The organism is Aeromicrobium changchenzhani (assembly GCF_057586615.1).
The window spans coordinates 2609244-2630578 of record NZ_CM172480.1; the positions used below are offsets into that span (position 1 = coordinate 2609244).

The 21335-nt window shown below is 60.9% G+C and carries 19 protein-coding genes, 2 tRNA genes and 1 riboswitch; of the genes, 13 read left to right on the forward strand and 8 right to left on the reverse strand.

All coding sequences use genetic code 11. The features are described 5' to 3' along the window. Window positions 1-47: 47 nt before the first annotated feature. Window positions 48-1193, reverse strand: coding sequence for an acyl-CoA dehydrogenase family protein (locus AC2YB9_RS13160; RefSeq protein ID WP_487265794.1), 1146 nt, complete (start codon window positions 1191-1193; stop codon window positions 48-50). Window positions 1194-1296: 103 nt separating this feature from the next. Between AC2YB9_RS13160 and AC2YB9_RS13165 the strand changes: the two genes are divergently transcribed. Then, the gene (locus AC2YB9_RS13165) at window positions 1297-1872 is read left to right on the forward strand and encodes a TetR-type transcription factor C-terminal domain-containing protein (RefSeq protein WP_487265795.1); all 576 of its coding nucleotides are present in this window, start codon (window positions 1297-1299) and stop codon (window positions 1870-1872) included. 3 nt (window positions 1873-1875) lie between these two features. On the opposite strand, the gene AC2YB9_RS13170 is transcribed toward AC2YB9_RS13165, so the two are convergent. Further along, entirely contained in the window at window positions 1876-2418 is a 543-nt protein-coding gene (locus AC2YB9_RS13170; RefSeq protein ID WP_487265796.1) for a YceI family protein, read from the reverse strand. Between the two features lie 101 nt (window positions 2419-2519). On the opposite strand from AC2YB9_RS13170, the gene AC2YB9_RS13175 reads away from it, so the two are divergent. The 3 genes from AC2YB9_RS13175 to AC2YB9_RS13185 are packed head-to-tail and all read left to right on the forward strand — an operon-like array spanning window position 2520 to window position 4213. Next, entirely contained in the window at window positions 2520-2993 is a 474-nt protein-coding gene (locus tag AC2YB9_RS13175) for a MarR family winged helix-turn-helix transcriptional regulator (protein WP_487265797.1), read from the forward strand. A gap of 55 nt (window positions 2994-3048) precedes the next feature. Then, entirely contained in the window at window positions 3049-3327 is a 279-nt protein-coding gene (locus AC2YB9_RS13180) for a helix-turn-helix domain-containing protein (RefSeq protein WP_487265798.1), read from the forward strand. Further along, window positions 3311-4213: a zinc ribbon domain-containing protein gene (locus AC2YB9_RS13185; RefSeq protein WP_487265799.1), complete on the forward strand. Its 903-nt coding sequence runs from the start codon at window positions 3311-3313 to the stop codon at window positions 4211-4213. Before AC2YB9_RS13180 ends, AC2YB9_RS13185 begins: the two co-directional genes overlap by 17 nt. Window positions 4214-4248: 35 nt before the next feature. On the opposite strand, the gene ettA is transcribed toward AC2YB9_RS13185, so the two are convergent. The 5 genes from ettA to AC2YB9_RS13210 form a co-directional block, all read right to left on the reverse strand. Next, entirely contained in the window at window positions 4249-5931 is a 1683-nt protein-coding gene (gene ettA / locus AC2YB9_RS13190) for an energy-dependent translational throttle protein EttA (RefSeq protein WP_487265800.1), read from the reverse strand. A gap of 36 nt (window positions 5932-5967) precedes the next feature. Beyond that, window positions 5968-6417 (reverse strand): single-stranded DNA-binding protein, encoded by a 450-nt coding sequence (locus AC2YB9_RS13195; protein WP_487265801.1) that lies wholly within the window; start codon window positions 6415-6417, stop codon window positions 5968-5970. Between the two features lie 104 nt (window positions 6418-6521). Then, window positions 6522-8171 carry a GTPase gene (locus tag AC2YB9_RS13200; RefSeq protein ID WP_487265802.1) on the reverse strand — a complete coding sequence of 550 codons (1650 nt, stop codon included), beginning with the start codon at window positions 8169-8171 and terminating at the stop codon, window positions 6522-6524. Next, window positions 8168-9898 (reverse strand): dynamin family protein, encoded by a 1731-nt coding sequence (locus AC2YB9_RS13205; protein ID WP_487265803.1) that lies wholly within the window; start codon window positions 9896-9898, stop codon window positions 8168-8170. The genes AC2YB9_RS13200 and AC2YB9_RS13205 overlap by 4 nt, the downstream gene beginning before the upstream one ends. 108 nt (window positions 9899-10006) lie before the next feature. Next, entirely contained in the window at window positions 10007-11224 is a 1218-nt protein-coding gene (locus AC2YB9_RS13210; protein ID WP_487265804.1) for a PrsW family intramembrane metalloprotease, read from the reverse strand. Between the two features lie 60 nt (window positions 11225-11284). Here AC2YB9_RS13210 and AC2YB9_RS13215 point away from each other — a divergent pair. From AC2YB9_RS13215 to AC2YB9_RS13235, 5 genes are all read left to right on the forward strand, one after another. Continuing rightward, a tRNA-Arg gene (locus tag AC2YB9_RS13215) sits at window positions 11285-11358 on the forward strand. 302 nt (window positions 11359-11660) lie between these two features. Next, window positions 11661-12947 (forward strand): IS256 family transposase, encoded by a 1287-nt coding sequence (locus AC2YB9_RS13220; protein WP_487265371.1) that lies wholly within the window; start codon window positions 11661-11663, stop codon window positions 12945-12947. Between the two features lie 266 nt (window positions 12948-13213). Next, the gene (locus tag AC2YB9_RS13225) at window positions 13214-13447 is read left to right on the forward strand and encodes a hypothetical protein (RefSeq protein ID WP_487265805.1); all 234 of its coding nucleotides are present in this window, start codon (window positions 13214-13216) and stop codon (window positions 13445-13447) included. Then, window positions 13448-13525: riboswitch (Fluoride riboswitch) on the forward strand. A gap of 17 nt (window positions 13526-13542) precedes the next feature. Beyond that, window positions 13543-14034, forward strand: coding sequence for a fluoride efflux transporter FluC (locus AC2YB9_RS13230; protein WP_487265806.1), 492 nt, complete (start codon window positions 13543-13545; stop codon window positions 14032-14034). Then, window positions 14031-14381, forward strand: a complete 351-nt coding sequence (locus AC2YB9_RS13235) for a fluoride efflux transporter FluC (RefSeq protein WP_487265807.1) — start codon at window positions 14031-14033, stop codon at window positions 14379-14381. The genes AC2YB9_RS13230 and AC2YB9_RS13235 overlap by 4 nt, the downstream gene beginning before the upstream one ends. A 17-nt stretch (window positions 14382-14398) precedes the next feature. Here AC2YB9_RS13235 and AC2YB9_RS13240 read toward each other — a convergent pair whose 3' ends face one another. Beyond that, window positions 14399-15202 carry a DsbA family protein gene (locus tag AC2YB9_RS13240; protein ID WP_487265808.1) on the reverse strand — a complete coding sequence of 268 codons (804 nt, stop codon included), beginning with the start codon at window positions 15200-15202 and terminating at the stop codon, window positions 14399-14401. A 120-nt stretch (window positions 15203-15322) separates the two neighbouring features. On the opposite strand from AC2YB9_RS13240, the gene orn reads away from it, so the two are divergent. From orn to AC2YB9_RS13260, 4 genes are all read left to right on the forward strand, one after another. After that, window positions 15323-15931, forward strand: a complete 609-nt coding sequence (gene orn / locus AC2YB9_RS13245) for an oligoribonuclease (protein ID WP_487265809.1) — start codon at window positions 15323-15325, stop codon at window positions 15929-15931. Between the two features lie 53 nt (window positions 15932-15984). After that, window positions 15985-16060 (forward strand) — tRNA-His (locus tag AC2YB9_RS13250). A 184-nt stretch (window positions 16061-16244) separates the two neighbouring features. Beyond that, window positions 16245-18527 carry a bifunctional metallophosphatase/5'-nucleotidase gene (locus AC2YB9_RS13255; protein WP_487265810.1) on the forward strand — a complete coding sequence of 761 codons (2283 nt, stop codon included), beginning with the start codon at window positions 16245-16247 and terminating at the stop codon, window positions 18525-18527. 64 nt (window positions 18528-18591) lie between these two features. Next, window positions 18592-21333, forward strand: a complete 2742-nt coding sequence (locus tag AC2YB9_RS13260; RefSeq protein ID WP_487265811.1) for an ExeM/NucH family extracellular endonuclease — start codon at window positions 18592-18594, stop codon at window positions 21331-21333. Window positions 21334-21335 lie beyond the last annotated feature (2 nt).

Below are 21335 nucleotides of genomic sequence, written 5' to 3' on the forward strand. Positions count from 1 at the left end.
GATTACTCACTTTTCTGGTTGGTTGGCGGCGCTGGTAGGGGGTCGGACTAGAAGCCTAGGTCCCGGCCGATGAGTTCTTTCATGATTTCGTTGGACCCGGCCCAGATCTTGGTGACTCTGGCATCACGCCACGCACGTGCGACACGGTATTCGTTCATGAATCCGTAGCCACCGTGCAGCTGTACGCAGTGATCAAGGACATCGTTTTGGACCTCGGCGGACCACCACTTGGCTTTGGCCGCATCGATCGCGGTCAGTTCGCCACGTGCATGGGCACCCGCGGCGGCATCGACATAGGCTTCGGCAACCTCAATCCGCGTGACGAGTTCGGCCATGAGGAACTTGTTGTGCTGAAACTTGCCAATCGATTGGCCGAAGGCCTTGCGGTCCTTAGCGTATTCAATGGTCTCCTCGAGGATCTGCTTGGCATGCGCAATGTTGGACACTGCGGCGCCGAGGCGTTCCTGCGGGAGCCGCTCCATCATGTGGATAAAGCCATTGTCGATCTCGCCAATAATCCGGTCATCGCCGAGGCGGATGTTGTCGAAGAATAGCTCGGCTGTGTCCGACTCTTCCTGACCCACCTTGTCGAGTTTGCGGCCGCGCGAGAAACCTTCATCGGTCGCCTCAATGCCGAACAATGTGATGCCGCGCGCGCCCTTCTCGGGGTTGGTGCGGACCGCGGTCACGATGAGATCGGCGGAGAAGCCATTCGTGATGAACGTCTTGGAACCGTTGATGACCCACTCGTCACCATCACGCACGGCTGTGGTCTTGAGCGCGGCGAGATCGGAACCACCACCGGGCTCAGTCATGCCGATCGCAGTCAGGATTTCGCCTGAACAGAAGCCGGGTAGCCAGCGCTGCTTCTGTTCCTCGGTACACAGGTCAACCAGATATGGCGCAACGATGTCGGTGTGGATTCCGACGCAGGAAGCGAGGGCGGCATTGATCTTGCTGAGCTCTTCGGCCCAGACTGCGTTGAAGCGATAGTCGCCCGCACCGGTGCCACCGAACTCCTCGGGGATTTCTAGGCCGAGGAATCCTTGCTTGCCGGCTGTCAACCAAAATTCACGAGTCAGGCCATGATTTTCGAGATACGTCTCGAGGTTGGGGACAACGCTCTTCTCGAGGAACGCCCGGCATGATGCTCGGAAATCCTCATGGTCCTCGTGGTAGATCGTCCGCTTCATACACTCCGCTTTCTTGAAAGATACCGACGCAAACGCATCCTAAGCGCTTGCTTAGCATATATTCATCGGGAATGCTGTCAACCACAAGACCGAAGGGGGAGCTATGACTGCCGTCACAGCACGTCAACGATTGCTCGATGCCGCAGTCGAGTCCTTCGCCGAAAAGGGGTTCGCCGGAACAACCACGCGCGATATCGCCTCGCGTGCTGGGATGAGCCCGGCAGCGGTCTACGTCCACCATGATTCCAAGGAAAGTCTGCTGTATGCGGTGAGCTTTTCGGGGCATCGGGCAGCGCTGGCCGTCATCGAGGGATCCTTCGCCGACCACAGCGATCCGCTCCAACGCATTCATGCCATGGTCCGTGACTTCACCCGCTGGCATGCGGACAACAGCCGAGTTGGCCGTATCGTGCAATACGAATTTCGCGCGATGACGCTCGAGCATCGCAAGGAGATCGGTGGGCTGCGGCGCGATATCGAGGCCTGTATGCAGCGGGCGCTCGACGCGGGAATCACCGCTGGCGTGGTTCAGTCCGACGACATTCCCGGAACCTCACTGGCACTGTTGTCCTTGGCGATCGACGTCGTGAGATGGTTCGAGCCCGGCGGATCTCGCAATGCGGAGGATCTCGCCGGGCTCTATGCCGGGCTGGCGATCAAGATGGTCGCCGCACCCTAATATTCAGGCTTGAAGCACGGCCTCGCCCACGATATTGATCGAGACCTTGTCACCGATCATGACCTTCTCACCCGCAACCGGGACGTTGAAGTCAATGCCGAAATCCTTGCGGCTGATCTGTGTGCTGGCCTCAAAGCCGAAGCGCGTGCCACCCCACGGATCGCTGCCTTCACCGAGAAATTCGACCGCGAGGACGACCGGCTTGGTGACGCTCTTGATGGTGAGATTGCCGGACACTTCGAGGTCTTCGCCGTCAACTTTCACGCCGGCCGATTCGAACGTCATATCGATGTTCTCTTCGACGCCGAAGAAGTCGGTGGAGCGCAGGTGCGCGTCACGATCAGCGGTGCCGGTGTTAATCGAGGCGAGCTTGATCGTGGCGGTTGCCGTCGAGTCCGCAAGATTGTCGGCAGTCTCGATGCTGCCTTCGAACTGATCGAACTTGCCGCGGACCTTGCTTACCAGGTGCCGGACGGTGAAACCGATTTCAGTGTGGGCGGCATCGAGGACCCAAGTGCCGGTCTTAATAGCGAGTGCGGTGGCCATGTTCATTCCTTAGATCAAGTAGTTGATGCTTCAACTTTATTTCTCCACCCTAACACTAGTACAACATTCAATCAACCCATCGGTGCCGTAGGGTGGATCATATGGACACGAAGACTGAAACGCCGTGGCTGAGCGCGTCGCAACAGAGTGTCTGGCGCTCTTTCCTTGGCGGCACGACAGTCCTTCTAGACCAGCTCGACCGGGATTTGCGCACCGGGCACGGATTGTCGATGCCCGAGTATGAAATCCTTGTCCGGCTGTCGGAGGCGCCTGATCGCTCGGTCCGCATGGCCGAGCTCGCCTCGGCGGTTGCGCATTCACGCAGCCGCATCACCCATACGATTTCGCGGCTGGAGAAAGCCGGAATCGTCAGCCGCGGCCAATGCTCCGACGATGGGCGTGGCGTGTCGGCGGTGTTGACCGACCACGGTTTCGCAGTGCTGGAAGCCGCCGCGCACACCCATGTGACGGGCGTCAACGCCTACCTCGTTCACAATGCCGACCCTGCGGACCTCGAAGCTCTCGGCCGCGTCATGCAGAAAGTGGTCGAAGCGCTTGACGGCGCTAGATTCTAAAAATATAGCACTGGCGCTATAGACAGATATAGCATCTGTGCAATATGTTCGCCATGTGAACGACATACGAGACGACACGTTTTATGCGCATATTGCCGCCCAGGTGATTAACCGGCGCATAGAACTTCGCCTGTCGCAACGAGAGTTAGCAGAACTCTGCGGCACAACGCAATCAGCAATTGCGCGCTTTGAATCGGGGACCCGTCCGCCCAAGCTCAACACCCTCATCCATATCGCTTCGGCGCTCGACTGCGAACTCGACGTGACGTTTAGATCCCGCACCCACCCACGCACGACCGATCCAACCGGAGGCCGCCATGACGACGCGCGTTGATACCGAGGACATCTCTTCAACTAGGTCCGAAAAATTTCTTGCCGTCATACTCACGGTATTTATCCTGATCGGGGCAGGCTGGGGTTACGTCAAGACTGACACTGTCAGCGGCGTCAACCGGGCCTCGGATTACACCACGGCCGAGCACCAAGCAGTCGACCGCCAGAGCGAAGCCTCCGACCGGTTCGCACAGGCGGACGAAACGCGCGAGAACGCCAAGACTGAATTGGATCTGGCGCGTGAGGATCTCAGTCTGGCGGTGGACCGGAAGAAACCGACCGGCGCGCTGGAAGCCAATTATCGCTCCGCCCAGGTCAACTACGCCGATGCTCTCGAAAAGGCCAATAAAGCCAGCGCGGCCAGCGACAAAGCCAACTCCGCCGCGGAAGCGGCCGAGAAGTCCCGCTCAACCCGCATCGATGACGCCAGCTGGCGTGAGTGGCTGTCCGCCGCCCTGCGACTCGTGCTCATCGCAGCACTGACCATTGGCGGATTCAACCTGCTTCGACGCTTCCGCCAGCGCGACTCGCGCTATCTGCCGCTGAGCTTTGCCGTTGCTGGCGCTGGCGTGATCATGGCATTCGTCTTTGCGGTCGATTACATTACCGACTACATCGACATCCTTGATCTTGGTCCCATTGTGCTGTCGATTCTGGGCAGCGCGGTCACCATCGGAGCATTCGTCGCGCTACAAAAATATCTCGCGCGCCGAGTCCCGAGATCGCGGGTCCGCAAGGGCGAATGCCCATTCTGTGGCTTCCCGGTCCATGCCGACGCAGGTCCACATTGTGAAGGCTGTGGACGCGACGTCATCGCTCATTGCGCGTCGTGCGAAAGCCCGCGTCGAGTCGGCTCACCGCACTGCCCGCAGTGCGGCACCGCCTGAACCGCCTGATCGACTGAGGCCAGCCGACGCTGGCTTCAGTCGCGCGTGAGCTTGCGGTACGTGACGCTGTGCGGACGTGCGGCGTCCTCGCCCAGACGCTCGACCTTGTTGATCTCGTAGTCGGCGAAGTTGCCCTCGAACCAGAACCAGTTGGCCGGATGATCGGCGGTGCCCTCCCACGCCAAAATGTGGGTCGCCACCCGATCCAGGAACCAGCGATCGTGCGAGACCACCACGGCGCACCCGGGGAACTCGAGCAGCGCATCTTCGAGCGACTGCAATGTCTCAACATCCAGGTCATTGGTGGGCTCATCGAGCAGCAGCAGATTGCCACCCATCTTGAGCGTCAGCGCAAGATTAAGCCGGTTACGTTCGCCACCGGACAACACCTTGACTGGTTTCTGCTGATCGGGGCCTTTGAAGCCGAAGGACGCAACGTAGGCACGGCTGGGCACCTCATAATTGGCGACCTTGATGTAGTCGAGCCCGCCGGAGACGAGTTGCCACACGTTGAGCGAGTCGTCGACGCCACCGCGGCCCTGATCGACATACGAAATCTTGACGGTCTTGCCGACTTCAATCGAGCCTTCGTCGGGAGTCTCCTCCCCCACAATCATGCGGAACAGCGTTGACTTGCCAACGCCGTTGGGGCCGACGACGCCGATGATGCCGGCGCGTGGCAGGTCGAAGGTCAGTCCATCGAAAAGTTCACGCTCACCGAAGCTCTTGCGCAGCGCATCTGTCTTGAGCACAACATCGCCCAGTCGGGGTCCGGCGGGAATATTGATCTCTTCGAAGTCGAGTTTGCGGTTGCGATCGGCCTCGGCAACCAGCTCTTCATAGCGACCCAATCGAGCCTGATTCTTGACCTGACGCGCCTTGGCATTGGACCGAACCCAGTCGAGTTCTTTCGCCAAAATCTTGGCGCGCTTGGCGTCCTTCTTGCCCTCGACAACAAGCCGTTCTTGCTTGGTCTCGAGGTAAGTCGAGTAGTTGCCCTCATATGGGTGGGTCTTGCCGCGGTCGAGTTCGAGAATCCATTCGGCAACATTGTCGAGGAAGTATCGATCGTGCGTGATCGCCAACACTGCACCGGGGTATTTGGCGAGGTGCTGTTCGAGCCATTGCACGCTCTCGGCGTCCAGATGGTTGGTGGGCTCATCAAGCAGCAGCAGGTCTGGCTGTTCGAGCAACAGTTTGCACAACGCGACGCGACGGCGTTCACCACCACTGAGGTGATCGACGATCTCTTCCTTGGGCGGGCAACGCAGCGCATCCATGGCTTGTTCAAGTCGAGAATCGATGTCCCAGGCATTGGAGTGATCGAGATCGGTCTGTAAATCGCCCATCTCGGCAAGCAGCGTGTCGTAGTCGGCATCGGGATCGGCCAATTCTTCGGTGATCTCGTTGTAACGATTGAGTTTGCCCTTGATTTCGGCAACTGCCTCCTCGACATTCTCAAAAACCGTCTTGCCCTCGGTCAACGGCGGCTCCTGCAGCAGGATCCCGACCGTGGCTTCGGGGTCACGAATCGCGTCACCATTGCTGGGCTGATCGAGCCCGGCCATGATCTTGAACAGCGTCGACTTGCCGGTGCCGTTGGGGCCGACAACACCGATCTTCGCCCCATGCAGGAACGAGAGCGTGACGTTGTCAAGGACAACCTTGTCGCCATGGGCTTTGCGGACATTGCGGAGGGTAAATACATACTCGGACATGATGGGGCCAGCCTATCGAACCAACCACAATTCAACCTAAGCAGCCGTGCTCCCCGACGTCTCCTGGACGAGTGACTCCATCACCTCAAAGTCAGCTCCTTGATCGTTCTGGGCCGCTGGCTTACGATCAATCCGCGCAAACCGGCTGGTCCCTCGGTTGAGATCATGCGCAATCACCGCGGCCATGATCGTCTGTGCCTCACGCTTCTCGCCCTCTTTGGACTCCCAAACATCAGTGCGAAGCCGTCCGATCACAACAATCGGGTCACCGACAGCGAGCGATTCGGCGGCATTTTGTGCCAGCGCCCGGAAGGATTTGACCGTGACCCAGGTTGTCGGGTCCTCGATCCACGTCCGAGTGGCAGCATCCCAATGACTCGGCGTCGACGCGGCACGGAACATAGACCACGGGACGCTCGCGCCTTCACGCAATTCAACCCGGGTGCCGACATGCCCATAAAACGTGACGATGTTGTCGTTGCTCATCTGAACTCCTTAGTAGGGAGTTCCAGCATCGAACGGGCCACACGCAGGCCACAATGGGCGAAATCAAATCTGTGGACAACGCCACGTCGACGGCTACCTGTGGATTACTTGAGTGCTGCGAGCAAACCGACACGATGGCGCGCATACGCGTCAAGCTCAACTTCGATCGGCTCCACGACCTGCTTCTGCGCCACATTGCCAATCGCCGAACGCAGCAGCCGGTCGGCGCGCTTCGCTTTGTTGGCGCCCGAAATCCGGGCGGCGAACCGCGACAGACCAGCCAGAGCGATCCCCAACAGCACACCGGCGATCAACAATAACGTCGGTGCCGGGATACCTCCGTATGATTTCGGCTTTGCCAGGTCGAACGCCGCGACGTCGGCGACCAGAAGCAACAACAGCCAGCCCAGTCCGACCAGCGCCGCAGCGAACAGCAGCCACTGCAAGAAGTTGACTAGACGCCACCACAACGATGGCCGGGCGACACCCAGATCGGTGGACATGACTGCCTGATCCAACGCATCAGCAATGTCAGTGCTCTTGGCAATCGAGGCCGAACGAATCGCCTGCGCCCACGGTTTGCCGACACCCACCGATGCCTTCTCGGCCAAATCACGCACCGCAATCTCAGCGGCCGCGCGTTGTACATGAGTGGGTTCGGGGATCGACGAGCGCGTCAATGAGCGCAGCGACAGATCTGCCTCCACCATGAAATTCTGGAGTGGATCCTTGCGCAGCCGGCCGAGCCAACGGGTCACGGGCCAGCCCGTGGCAAGCGACGCACGCCGTCGGGTCGATTTGGAGATCGCGTCGACGACCAGCGGAACACCTGCACAATCAACCAGTGCCGCGTCGAGATGATCCCGGTCGGCTGGACTGATCCCTGGCACCGCCGACGTGCCACTGACATCGGCAATCGTCTGGGCGACGGTCGTGATATCGGCCGCGAGCCGGCTCTTGGCTGCTCCCTTGGCCCGTATGCGTTTGGCAAGTTCCCGTTTGAGGTCGTCGACACCATCACCTCGGGTGGCCGATGTGCCCACCACCAACACTTCGCCGAGACCTTCGGAGGTGAGAATCCGCTCGACATCGTCCAGTGCTCGTTTGCGCTGCTCGTGCGGGATTCGATCGATCTGATTGAGCACGACGATCGTCACATCAACATGGGTTGCCATCGGTTTGATGTAGCGATCGTGGAGCGCCGCATCGGCATATTTCTGCGGATCGAGGACCCAGATGAGGATGTCGGCATACTTCACCAGCCGGTCCATCTCAATGTGATGGGACACTTCGGTCGAATCGTGATCGGGCAGGTCGAGCAAAACAAGCCCATCGAGCTTGGTGTCGTCGCTGGAACGATCGAGCATGCTCATACGCGAGACCTGGTGACGAGCTGGGATGCCCATCCATTCGAGCAGTCCGGCAGCCCCGTCGGGACCCCAGGCACAAGCCAATGCCCACGAAGTTGTCGGTCGGCGTACGCCAACGCCGGCAAGATCAAGGTCGGTCAGCGAATTGAACAGGGACGATTTGCCCGAGCCGGTTGCCCCCGCGAGCGCCACGATTGTGTGCTCGCCCGACAGCCTAAGCCGTTCGGTCGCGCGCTCGGCGATAGCTTCGGCCGGTCCGAGCAGTTCATCGTCGACACGGCCACGGCCCGAATCAACCGCCGCGACCAACCCGTCGAGGCGCACCGCGGTATCGCTTTCCTTGCCTGGGAAAGTCTGCTTGACGGCATCGGTGAGCGCGCTCATGACTGATCGTTCCCCTCGAGAAAATCGGTATGCCGTGCGTAATCGGCGCTGCGTGCAGCTTCACGCAACTGGGTCTGAAGAGCAAGAATTGTCGCGGGTGAGTCGAGCAGTTGCTGGTAGCGCTTCTTCTCATCATTGAGCAATGTATCGACGCGGTCAGCGAGATCGGTGTGGGCTTGTTCGGCGAGTCGGCGAACTGCCTGATCGCCGAAGATGGCCTCCAACAACTTCTGCCCGATGAGCGCGGTACCGCCAGCGATCCCGGCCTCACCGCCGGTCAGTCCAGCAGTCTGGGAGAACATCACGATCATCAACGCAACGCCGATGCCGTTGATGCCGAAGGCCAGGAACTTCGCGGTCATACGCTTGTCGGCGCCTTCGCGGCGTACGAGTTCGAGCACACCCTGCTGCCAGTCGCGCACGGCACGCTCGGCCTTCGTGCGGAAGTCGCGTGACGCGCGATCTAGACCGCGGGTCGAATCGAGAAGCGCGCGGCCCGCCTCAACCGAGCCCCAACTACGGGCAACGGCTTCGGCAGCGCTTTCAGCATGTTCAAGAAGTAGAAGATGGATGCCCTTCTCGACCGCTTCGGTGACTTCGATCGAGCGGGTCCGTTTTCCCGAAACACCATCCACCAGCCGGTCGCGGATCCGGCCGACCTTCTCCTCGACGGAGCGCAGTAGCTCGCCGGTGCCGACAAAGTCTTGCCAACGGGCAAGCACTTCACCGCGGAGCATCGAACCGTCGCTGGTCGCCGCAGCAATCGCCTCGGCCGCTTGGCGGTAGCACCCGTCAAGATCGCGCTCGAGCTGTTCGGCCGTCGAGACCTGCTCGTTCATCGCGTCGGCAACGTCATGGGAGTGGAAAACGTTCTGCCGGATGGCACCGTCAAGGGTCTTGGTGATGACCAGCCGGCGGGCCTCCGCATCGGCAGCAAGTTCATGCAGCCAGCCGCGAATATCGGCGACGTTGTCGCTGGGCAGCAGGCCTTCTTCGTCGACCGGCGACTCGACCACGGTGAACAGCGGCGAATCGCTCAACCCGCGCGAGGTCATCATGCGAGCAAGGTGGCCGCGTACCTCGTAGATCGCCTCGGGGCTCGTCCGATCGAGAACCACCGCAACCGATGTGCTGCGTTCGGCGGCGATGCGCAGGTAGTCCCACGGAACCTGATCGGCATACCGTGCCGCCGACGTCACAAATAGCCACAAATCGGCCGCGGCAAGTAACTGCGCTGCGAGTTCACGGTTGCCCTTGTCGATCGAGTCCACATCGGGCGCGTCTAAGATCGCTAGACCCTGCGGAACACGTGTTGTCGGCGCGAGGCGCAGGGCGTACGTGTCATTTGACGATATGAGGGTGCGCGGCATCTCCGGCAAAATACGGTCCGGTTGGAACCAGTGTGCATCGGCCGGATGATGCACGAGCACGGGTGAACGCGTCGTCGGACGCAACACGCCAGCCTCCGTCATGCGTTCGCCAACGATCGAGTTGACGAGCGTGGACTTGCCCGCTCCAGTCGACCCTCCGACGACCGCCAACAGCGGCGCATCAAGCTGCACCAGACGGGGAAGAACGTAGTCCGAGAGCTGGTCGAGGACTTCAGCGCGAGTGATCCGTGCCTTGGCCGCAACTGGCGTGTCGAGGAGCAATGACGATTGCTCCAATTTGCCGTGCAATTTGCTCAAGGCACCAAGAAGTTCGGCCGATGCATGATCGCTAGGCACGGCCGCCCCTCTCATCTACTAGAAACCGCAGGTTGTCTGTGGACAGACTAATGGAAACCGGGCCACCGCGTGGCGTCGGCCATGATCAACTCGTCCTATGCGATCGGCTCAGAACTGACTATTGCTGTGTAACCCCTGAGTCGCATGTGATCTCGCGGGGCGCAGCGGAGGAGGGAAACGCAAGTATGGGCGCAGCGCAAACATCACATCAAGGAGCGCATAGGTGCGCTCGATGGCTTGCGGCTTGCTGCGTCCGGTCATCACCGCATCGTGCAGGAACGCCATCTCAGAGGAGAGTTTTTGGTAACGCCGGACCGTCTTGGCAGCCCGTTTGCCAAAGTGAAGTTTGGCGTAGTGGCGGGCAATCTTGCGATAGGCGAACCGCGATAGATACGGAATCTCGTCCGGATGAATCCAGCCCCGGTCCGATACGTAATGGAGGGACCGCTCGAGCACACGGACCTGGCGGGCGCGCGCAATCAGCATGAGGGTGCCCAGGCTGATTAGTACGACGGCCAGAAACAGATAGCTCAGCAGGAACCCGACACCCCCGCCATAACTGAGTGACCCATTCCAGACGGCGTGCAGGCCGATCGAGACGGCCAAACCGATCACGCCCAACAGCCACCGTGTTGGCACAGATTTGCGGGTCACAGCGATACCGACCGCAATGCCGAACGCTGCGGTGAACAGCGGATGTGCGAACGGGCTGAAGATGCCACGGACGATGAACGTCGTGCTTACGCCTTCCGCGCCCGCGATCTTGATGTCGGGCGAGCCCAAGTAGGCGGCGGCGTAATAGCCAATGTTCTCGACAAACGCGAAGCCGATCCCGACGATGCCGGCATACACGACTCCGTCCAGGACGCCGTCAATCACGCGGCGGGCGCGCAGGAAGGTCAGGACGATGAACAGGCCTTTGGCCGGCTCTTCACATAGTGGGGCGACAACCGAGGCCATCGTGGCGTCGCTGAGACCGAACACCTCGCTAATCAGAGTTTCGAGCGCAAGCGCAATCCCGACTGCGATAACCGCACCCCAGACGAATGCCGCGAATTTATAGCGTCGCGGCTCAGGCTCATAGCGATCCAACCACCAATAAGCCCACCAGAGTAAGGGCAGCGGAAGCATCGCGAAGGTGATCGACAAGCCAGCGCCTTCGGGTTCACCGGCTGAGAGCGAGATCAAGACCCCCGCGGCTATGCCGATCAAAGCAATCACCGCGAACAAGATCGTCAACAGCGTCCGACCGCGTTGCTGGAAAGGATCGGGATGTTTCGGGAACGCCACAGGAACCGCTTGCAGGCTTGGGCTCGACTGGGTCACGACAAAAAGCCTAGGCCATGGTGTGCAGCCACGGTGCCGGCCTCGATAGGCTGTGGACAAGCGCCCGTAGCTCAGGTGGATAGAGCAAGAGCCTTCTAATCTCTAGGTCGCAGGTTCGAGTCCTGCCGGGCGCACTGCAATATTTCAACGCAAGGTCTGAGACATCAAAGACGGCCAAACCCTCAACCGGGTTTGGCCGTCCTTCACAGTCATTAAACGATGCTGTTCACTTAATCTTGTTGAATTTCGCGAACACCACAGTATTTCCTGCATAGTGGCGAGTTTGTTGGTTGAAATTGGCACGAGTAATGATCAGAACCTGTGGATGGCCCTCGGCCGGGTGACGTGAGCGAGCGCACCTTCCCGAGGATGATCTGCAAGACATCAGGTTCGGATCAGGACCGGCGTTGGTGCGCTGGTTCGGGAAGGTACGCCCATGCTCAAGGTAGTCCAGGAGAAGCAGGAGTCCAACGAGGTCGGTGTCGGCGGTGCGTCGGTGCTCGACGAGCTGGTCCGTGACGCGGCGCGGCAGATGCTCGCGGTCGCGTTGGCGGCCGAGGTCGCTGCCTACATCGAGGTCCACGTCGGCGAGGTCGACGAGTCTGGGCTGCGGTTGGTGGTCCGCAACGGGTTCCGCGACGAACGGGACGTGGTGACCGCGGCGGGCCCGGTCACGGTCAGGGCGCCGCGGGTCAACGACAAGCGCATCGACGAAGCCACCGGGCAGCGTCACCGGTTCGCTTCGGCGATCCTGCCGGCGTGGGCCAGGAAGTCCCCACGAGTGGCGGAGGTGTTGCCGCTGCTGTATCTACACGGCATGTCGACCAACGACTTCGCGCCGGCGTTGACGCAGTTCCTCGGCACCAGCCATGGCCTCTCACCGGCCACGATCACGAGGTTGACCAAGGACTGGCAGAACGAGGCTGCGGCGTTCAACCAGCGGTCCCTGGCCGAGACGGACTTCGTCTATGTGTGGGTTGACGGGATCCACCTCAAGGTCCGCCTCGAGCAGGACAAAGTGTGTCTGCTGGTGATGATCGGGGTCCGCGCTGATGGCACCAAGGAGCTCATTGCCCTCGATGACGGGCACCGCGAGTCCACCGAGTCGTGGGCCGACCTGCTCCGCTCGTGCAAGCGCCGCGGGATGGCTGCTCCGGTCCTCGCGGCTGGCGACGGGGCGCTCGGGTTCTGGGGCGCACTGCGCCAGGTGTTCCCCGCGACCCGCGAGCAGCGGTGCTGGTTCCACAAGATCGCCAACGTCCTCAACGCGCTCCCGAAATCGGCCCAACCCGACGCGAAAGCCGCGCTCGCCGAGATCTGGAACGCCGAAGACAAAGAGCACGCCGAGAAGGCCGCCGAGGCGTTCGCATCCACCTACGGCACCAAGTGGCCCAAGGCCGCAGCGAAGATCACCGGCGACCTCGACGTGCTCCTCGCGTTCTACGACTACCCCGCCGAACACTGGGTCCACCTCCGAACCACCAACCCGATCGAGTCGACCTTCGCGACCGTCCGACTACGTCAGCGAGTGACCAAAGGACCCGGCTCCCGAGCAGCGGGAATCGCGATGGCGTTCAAGCTCATCGAGTCCGCACAAACCCGGTGGCGGGCGGTGAACGCACCCCACCTCGTCGCCCTCGTCAGAGCCGGTGCGGTCTTCAAGAACGGGGTCCTGGTCGAACGACCTGACGACCAGGAAGGCGGTGGAAAGCAAGTGGCCTGAGAAACATCATCCACAGGTATTGACTATTACTCAATTGGCACAGGTGATAACCCGCAGCGTTGGAGCGCTCAAATCGCCACCGTAAACTAATTCAGTGGGGAATTTTGCTTTGTCGGGATAGGAACGAACCGCAGAGAGTCGGTAAAACACCGAAGCGCCATTAACCGTGTTGATATGACCATCAAGGACTGAGCTCCAAGTCTCCCGGACGTCGCCGTGGTTTGTGCCGCCACTGTTCCGCGCGCGCTAGGCAAAACGTACGGTGGATGGTTCAGGCTCAGGATGGATCTGCCGCGCGCAACCTTGAGGTTGTTGCCGTAATCGGAACCATGCCTGCCTTTCAGACGCCAGATGGCAACGTCGTCTTCCTCAAGGACGGCAAGACGCTTCGCGTCCATGCGACGAAGCTGTCGGTAACCTTCGCACCCAATAAAACCCATCGTTTCGGTCTCGCATACGCACTAGCCACCACTGTTATCGCGTGCTGGCAGCACGGCTAGTCTTGACTTGGCGATGGATCCCGCCTGGACGCGACACGAGACGTCCGAACCGCAATTGCTGATGGTTCCTGTCGAGAGATAGGAGCATTGTGCCCATGCGCGATGATGAGCGATCCGAACCTGAGCGCCAACTGCCGCTCGATCCCGACATCGAGACCGATGAAGACACCGGTGGTTCGCCGCTGCCAATCCATACGAATCCCCGATTCCTGCTGCTGGTAGCGCTCGGCGGCGCGCTCGGCACTGCGGCACGCCACCTCCTGGACGAGACCATCGGCACCGCGGGGCACTTCCCGCTCGGGACGTTCCTGATCAATATCAGCGGCGCATTCCTGCTCGGCGCCTTACTGGAGCTCCTCGCCCGGCGCGGTTCGGATCTAGGCCATCGACGCCGGCTCCGGCTGCTACTCGGCACCGGATTTTTCGGCGGTTTCACGACCTACAGCAGTCTCGCCGTCGACACCGACTCATTGCTGCGAGGATCACATCCGGGCCTCGCTGCCGCGTATGCATTGGGCACCGTCGCAATCGGCTTGATCGCCTCAATCGGTGGAATCGCGGCCGCACGCAAGGGAGTGCGCGCATGACCCTGTGGATCGCACTAGCTGGCGGGCTCGGCGCAGCTTCCCGGTTAGTCATCGACGGAGCCATCCGCGGCAGGCGGCCCAGCACATACCCGTGGGCGACAACGATCATCAATGTGAGCGGGGCTTTCCTGCTCGGACTGATCTACGCGCTTGACCTAGGCGCCAGCTGGCACGCGATCGCCGGGATCGGTTTCCTCGGTGGCTACACGACCTTCAGCACCGCCAGCTTCGAGACCGCCCGCCTCGCACTCGACAGTCGCTACAAGGCGGCGATGGTCAATGGAATAGGAATGCTCGTCGTCGCCGTGGCGGCCGCTTCGCTCGGCTACTGGATCGGAACCCGCTGAAGCACGCTGGTCGCCGGCTACTTCTTGGCTTGCGCTGCCTTGATCGCCTTTTGGATGTCAGCTAGGCGGGCCAAGGAGGGCTTGCCTTTAGCGTCCTTGACGCCTTCAACCTGTTTGCCGTCGACCAAGATCGTTGGCGTTCCGCCATAGCCCGCATCGGCCCACGCCGTCGTGGCCTTGTCGATCCATGGCGTGAAGCGCTGCGAATTGACACATTCGCCGAGCTTCGACGCGCCAGCTTGTTCGGCCAATCCCTCGAGTACCGGGGTGGTGAGACCTGGGCCTTGTTCGGGCGATTGCGCGGCGAACAAGCTCTCATGCAACTTGGTGAAGGTCTTCACGTCGGTCGAATTGAGCGCGCACAACGCGACATTCGTGGCCCGGTGCGAGTAGTTGTCGGTGAAGCGACCCGAGTTTTTGTCGAGGAAGGACACCGGGCGGTATTCCAGAGTCACATCACCGGTGCCAACAGCCTGGCGCAAGAACGGGCCGCTCTCCTGCTCGACCGCCTGGCATGCGGGACACTGGAAGTCCTCGAACAGAGTCACTTTGACCGTTTTACTGGTGGTCTTGCCGCCAGCTACCTCAGGTGTGTAGTCGATCGAAAAGTCCTTCGAGGTGTGCTTCGGGGCGACATACTTACTGCTCACAGTGTTATTGCTGGAAGCGTTATTGATCGCCCAGCCACCAAAGCCAATGAGCGCCAGCACAATGACGACAATGCCGATCGTGATGTAGTTGCGCTGGCGGCGATCAGACCGATCACGGGCCTTGCGCATCTTTTCGGCGCGAGCAGCGCGATCTTCGCGTTCGTTGGTCAAGGTTTTCTCCTACAAATCACGACTACCGTCACGTGAGTCACGGAACGTCAAATGGCTTCAACGAACCTTATCGGGCGGACCAAACGCGCCTGTCCGAGGCAGGCGATAGTGTGGATTCTTGTGAATGACAAGTTGGTATGGATTGACTGTGAGATGACCGGCCTCTCGATCGAGACGGATGCGTTGATCGAAGTTGCGGCCCTGGTGACCGACTTCGAGTTGAACGTGCTCGGCGAAGGCGTCGACTTGATCATCAAGCCGCCGCAGGCCGCGCTCGATCAGATGAACGACTTCGTCACCACGATGCACAAAACCTCGGGGTTGATCGAAGAGCTCGACAGCGGCATGACGCTGCGCGAGGCCGAGGACGCTGTGCTGACTTACGTACGCGCGTTCGTCGCTGAACCCCGCAAGGCTCCGCTCGCCGGCAACAGCATCGGCACCGATAAGGCGTTCATCGCCCGCGATATGGCTGAACTCGAAGGCTACCTACATTATCGCGTCGTGGATGTCTCCTCGATCAAGGAACTCGCCCGCCAGTGGTATCCGCGCGCCTACTTTGCCTCACCTGAGAAAGCGGGCAACCATCGAGCACTGGCCGACATTCAGGAAAGCATTGAGGAGTTGCGCTACTACCGTCGCGCAGTTTTCGTGCCACAACCTGGCCCAGATAGCGAGACCGCTCGGTCGATTGCGACCGAAGAAGCCGGGTCGATCACCGGCGCCTGAGCCCACCAGTTAGACTTTCCCTCGCCGTGTGAGGTGCATGCCTTGCACGCGTGGTGGGTGTAGCTCAGTTGGTAGAGCCCCGGCTTGTGGTGCCGGTGGTCGCGGGTTCGAGTCCCGTCATCCACCCCACGAATTGCCTCGGAAACCTCAGCGTTTCCGGGGCAATTGTTTTATCCGCGGACAGTTCACCCAATCGTCATCGAATAGCCACCGAACACCCTCTTGTGAATCGGCTCACACTTACCTAGAGTCGGGACCGTCGTACGCAATGGGTACGCAATGGGTACGCAAATGATCAGATCCGGGGGGATCCATGCAATTTCTGCATTCGCGCCGCACAGCCTTACGCACTGCGGTAGTCGGGCTCGCCACTATCGCTTCGGCCGGGGCATTAGTTCTCACCGGCGTCGGCACAGCTCACGCCGCCAATACGGCCCGCGCTGCAAATGACGTGACCATCAACCTGCTCGACATCAACGACTTCCATGGTCGGATCGACAGCAACACGGTGAAGTTCGCCGGAACAGTCGAACAATTACGCGACCAGAACGGCGACGCCAACACCTTGTTCCTGTCCGCAGGTGACAACATCGGCGCTTCGCTATTCGCCTCGGCGTCGCAGCAAGACCAGCCGACGATTGATGTGCTCAATGCGCTCGACTTGAAAGCTTCAGCGGTCGGCAACCATGAGCTCGACAAAGGCATCGATGATCTCACCGGCCGAGTGCAGGACGCCGCCGATTACGACATCCTCGCCGCCAACATCTATACCAAGGGCACGCAGACTCCGGTCCTTGACACCTACAAGGTTTATGAGGTTGCTGGAGTTTCGGTGGCGGTGATCGGCGCCGTCACACAGGAGGCGCCCTCACTCGTGACACCGGCCGGGATCGCGAGCGTCGATTTCGGTGATCCGGTCGATGCGGTCAACCGCGTCACTAAGCAGCTCGAAACGTCCGCAACACCACCCGATCTGATCGTTGCTTCCTTCCACGAGGGCGCAAGCGCTGGCACATCCGATGGCGCATCGCTCGATGAGGAGATTGCCGCTGGCGGCGCATTCGCCAAGATCGTGCAGAAGACCGATCCCGAAGTCGATGCCATCTTCACCGGCCACACCCACAAGGAGTATGTGTGGGACGCACCGGTAGCCGGCACCGATCACACCCGACCGATCGTGCAAACGGGCAGTTATGGCGAACGTATCGGCCAGGTCAAACTGACCTTCGACAAAGACACCAAGGCTGTCACGGCTTACACCGCTGGCAACGTTAAACGTACGACCGCCGACGATCAAGCTCTCATCGACGCGTTCCCGCGAGTCAAGAAGGTCGATGGAATTGTCGATGCCGCGCTTGCGAAAGCCGATGAGATCGGTGGTCAGCCAGTCGGCTCGGTCAAGGCCGACATCACGACTGCCTATACCGACGGCAATGCCGATGGGACTCCCGAGACCAGGGACGATCGCAGCAACGAATCAGCGCTCGGCAATCTCGTTGCTGACTCGCTCAAGGAAGCCGTTGGTGACACTCCGCTCGGCGCCGACTTCGGTGTCGTCAATCCCGGCGGTCTCCGCGCCGAGCTTCTGTATGGGGGCTCGACCGGCAGCGACGCCGCAGTCAACAAGGATGGCGTCATCACCTACGCGGAAGCCAATGCGGTCCTTCCGTTCGTCAACAACCTGCACTCAGTGGCGCTGACCGGTGCGCAGTTCAAGCAGGTCCTCGAACAACAGTGGCAGACCAACCCCGACGGCACCGTGCCCTCACGCCCCTACCTGCAACTCGGCCTGTCGAAGAACCTCACATATACGTATGACGCGAGCCGTGCAGCCGGCGATCGGATCACCTCGGTGTCGGTCAACGGCGGCCCACTGGATGCTGCCAAGACCTACAAGGTGGCAACGTTCTCGTTCCTGGCCACCGGCGGCGACAACTTCCGTGCCTTTACCGAGGGCACAACGGTCGACACCGGGTTGATTGACCGGGACGCGTGGATCAAGTATCTCGGTGATCACAAGGACCTGGCACCAAGTTTTGCTCGTCGAGCGATCGCGCTAAACGGCCAGAAATCGTCCTACCAGGCTGGTTCGAAGGTCGATCTCGCGTTGACCAAACTCGATCTGACCTCGCTTGGTGCGCCGAAGAATGCGACCGTGAAGGCTTCACTCAAGGGCGTCACGGGATCGGAGCAATCCGTCCCGGTCACTGCGGGCGCGGCAAAAATTGCGTACTCATTGCCAGCTGACCTATCGGGTGCACAGACGCTGACCTTGACTGCGCAACCGAGCGGCACAACGGTCGACGTACCGATCACGATCACATCGACCAAGAGCCCGACGACAATCACCGCCTCGGCACGCAGCCTGTTCTTCGGCTTTTCCGCCGTCACCGCGACCGTGACCGCACCGAACGGAAAGCCCAGCGGCACGATCGCGGTCTACTCCGGCAAGAAATTAGTCGGTTACGGCTACGCCAACAAGGGCAAAGCGGTTGCCGCAGTCTACGGACCAAAACCTGGCGCGACCCTGCGGGTCGAATATCAGGGCACTAAAAAGTACGCGCCCTCGACGATCAGCATCACGCTGAAGAAGTAACCCACCCGGCGGGGCCGTCTCGGTCCCGCCGGCGTCATTCTTTGCACCATCATCAGGGGGAAACATGCGCACATCTTCATGGCGAAATGCGGGTGCTGCCGCTGGCGTCGCACTCATCGCTGGGCTGTTCACCGCCGTCCCGGCGCACGCCACGGTCGACGAAGCAACAGCCGACGGAACAGCAATCGTGATCAGCGAAGCCTATGTCAATGGAAGCGCCGCCAATGCGGCCTTCGCCAACCGTTTCATCGAGCTCTACAACCCGACTGACGCCCCCGTCACGCTCACCGGCAAATCCGTGCAATACCGCTCGGCGACCGGAACCGGCAACGCCAATAACGCGATCGCGCTGACCGGATCAATCGCCGCCGGCGGGCACTATCTCATCCAAGGCACCGCCAACTCGGGCCCGGCCGGTGCGGGACTGCCGGCCGCTGACGCTTCAGGCGCCTTCAACAGTTCAGGTGCGTCGGGCACCGTGGCGCTCATCAACGACACCAAAGCGATCGCCTTGCCGATCGGCTCGGTGACCAATAATTCCGCTGTCATCGACCTCGTCGGCTACGGCAGCTCCAACACGTATGAGGGCGCGGCCGCTACCGGTCAGAGCGCGGCCCTATCGCTCAATCGCACTGAGGCGAAAGACTCGGACAACAATGCCGCAGATTTCGCCGCACATGTTCCCAGTCCCTGCAGCACAACCTCCTGCGCGGGCGGCGAGGAGCCGCCCGGCGATCCCGAGGCCGCCACGATCGAGCAGATCCAGGGCGACGGCCCCGACAGTCCATTCGTCGGCAAACTCGTCACGACCCAGGGCGCCGTTATCGCCGCCTATCCGGCCGGCGGCTTCAACGGCATTTATCTACAGACCGCCGGATCAGGGGGTACCCCAGGCACGACATCATCCGCCGTGTTCGTTTACGGCCCTGACCTGGCCAAAACGGTCAAAGTCGGCGACGCGATCTCGGTCACCGGCAAGGTCAGTGAGTTCGGCGGTCTGACCGAGATCAGCTCCGACTCCTTCCAACTGAGCACCGAGCCGCAGCCAGCGGTCAAGCCGACACCGGTCAAGTTCCCGCTGTCCGAGGTCCAGCGCGAAGCACTCGAAGGCATGCTGATCCAGCCGCAGGACACCTACACAATCACCAACAACTACGCGACGAGCCAGTATGGTGAGATCGGACTCGCACCCGGTGATTCGCCGTTGCGTCAGCCCTCCAACGAGGCCCGGCCGGGCAGCGCCGCCTATAACCAGCTTGTGGCGCACAACGCCGACAGCCTGATCACCCTTGACGACGGCGCTTCCACCAATTTCTTCAGCGCCGCCAATCAAGGCACCCCGGTCCCATGGCTGACCGCCGGCAACGAGGTTCGCGCCGGCGCACATACGCACTTCACCGGGCCGGGCGTTCTCGATTTCCGCTTCGGCTGGAAGATCCAACCGCTGGGCACGCTGACCGCCGACAATGCCGACACGGTGCAGGAGGTCGCGAACTTCTCCGCAACCCGCACGGCGGCGCCGACCGATGTGGGCGGCGACACCCGCATTGCCTCATTCAACGTGCTCAACTACTTCACGACGCTCGGCGAGGATTATGCCGCCGATGGGCACACCTGCAGTTATTACACGGACCGTAAGGGAGCCAATGTCACGGTCAAGGATTGCGGTTCGGTTGGTCCGCGCGGTGCGGCCAATGCCGCCAATCTCGAACGTCAGCAAACGAAGATCGTCAACGCGATCAACGGTCTCAGCGCCGATGTCGTGTCACTAGAGGAGATTGAAAACTCAGTGCTGTTCGGCGAAGATCGCGATGCCGCCTTGGCGACACTCGTGGATGCGCTCAACACCAGCGCCGGTGCTGACACGTGGGATTACGTACGCTCCCCCGCCACACTCCCGGCGCATCAGGACGTCATCCGGACCGCGTTCATCTACCGGCCAGCCAAGGTCAAGCCGGTCGGCGAGTCCCACATCCTTGACGACCCCGCATTCGACAACGCTCGGCAACCGCTCGCACAAGGCTTCGCGCCAATCGCCGGGAGTGCCGAGGACACATTCCTCGCGATCGTCAACCACTTCAAATCCAAGGGTTCAGGCTCCGGCGCGGATGCCGATCAGGGTGATGGGCAAGGCGCATCGAATCATTCGCGAGTCCTGCAGGCCACTGCGCTCGCCGGCTTCGCGACCGGACAGGAGGCCGCGCTCGGAACGGACAAGGTCTTCCTGCTGGGCGACTTTAACTCGTACACGCAGGAGGATCCGCTGATGGTTCTTGCCGACGCCGGCTATGTCGACCTCGGCCAGACGTTGAGCGACAAAGAGACTTATCAGTTCGGTGGCATGATCGGCTCGCTCGACCACGTGTTCGCCTCACCCGCCGCTGCCAAGAGCGTCACCGGCGCGGATGTGTGGAACATCAACGCCTATGAGTCAGTGGCACGCGAATACAGCCGTTACAACTACAACGCGACCGGCTTCTACAACACCAGCCCGTACCGGTCGAGCGATCACGATCCGATTGTCGTCGGCATCAAGAAGGCGGCTCCGGCGCTACCGGTTAGCAGCACGTATGCGTATTCGACACCGTTCGGGATCGTCGCTGCCGTGAGCACCCGCAAGGGCATGCCAACGGGCACGGTTACGTTGTATTCCGGCGATAAAAAGTTAGTCACGACGACGTTGAAGGACAGGCTTGCGTACTTCGCGCCATGGCAATATTCACCGCGCGCGAAGGACCTTCGGATCGCCTATTCCGGCTCGTCCGACTACGCCCCGTCGGAGGCGCCGGTCCGCCGGCTGTTCTGATC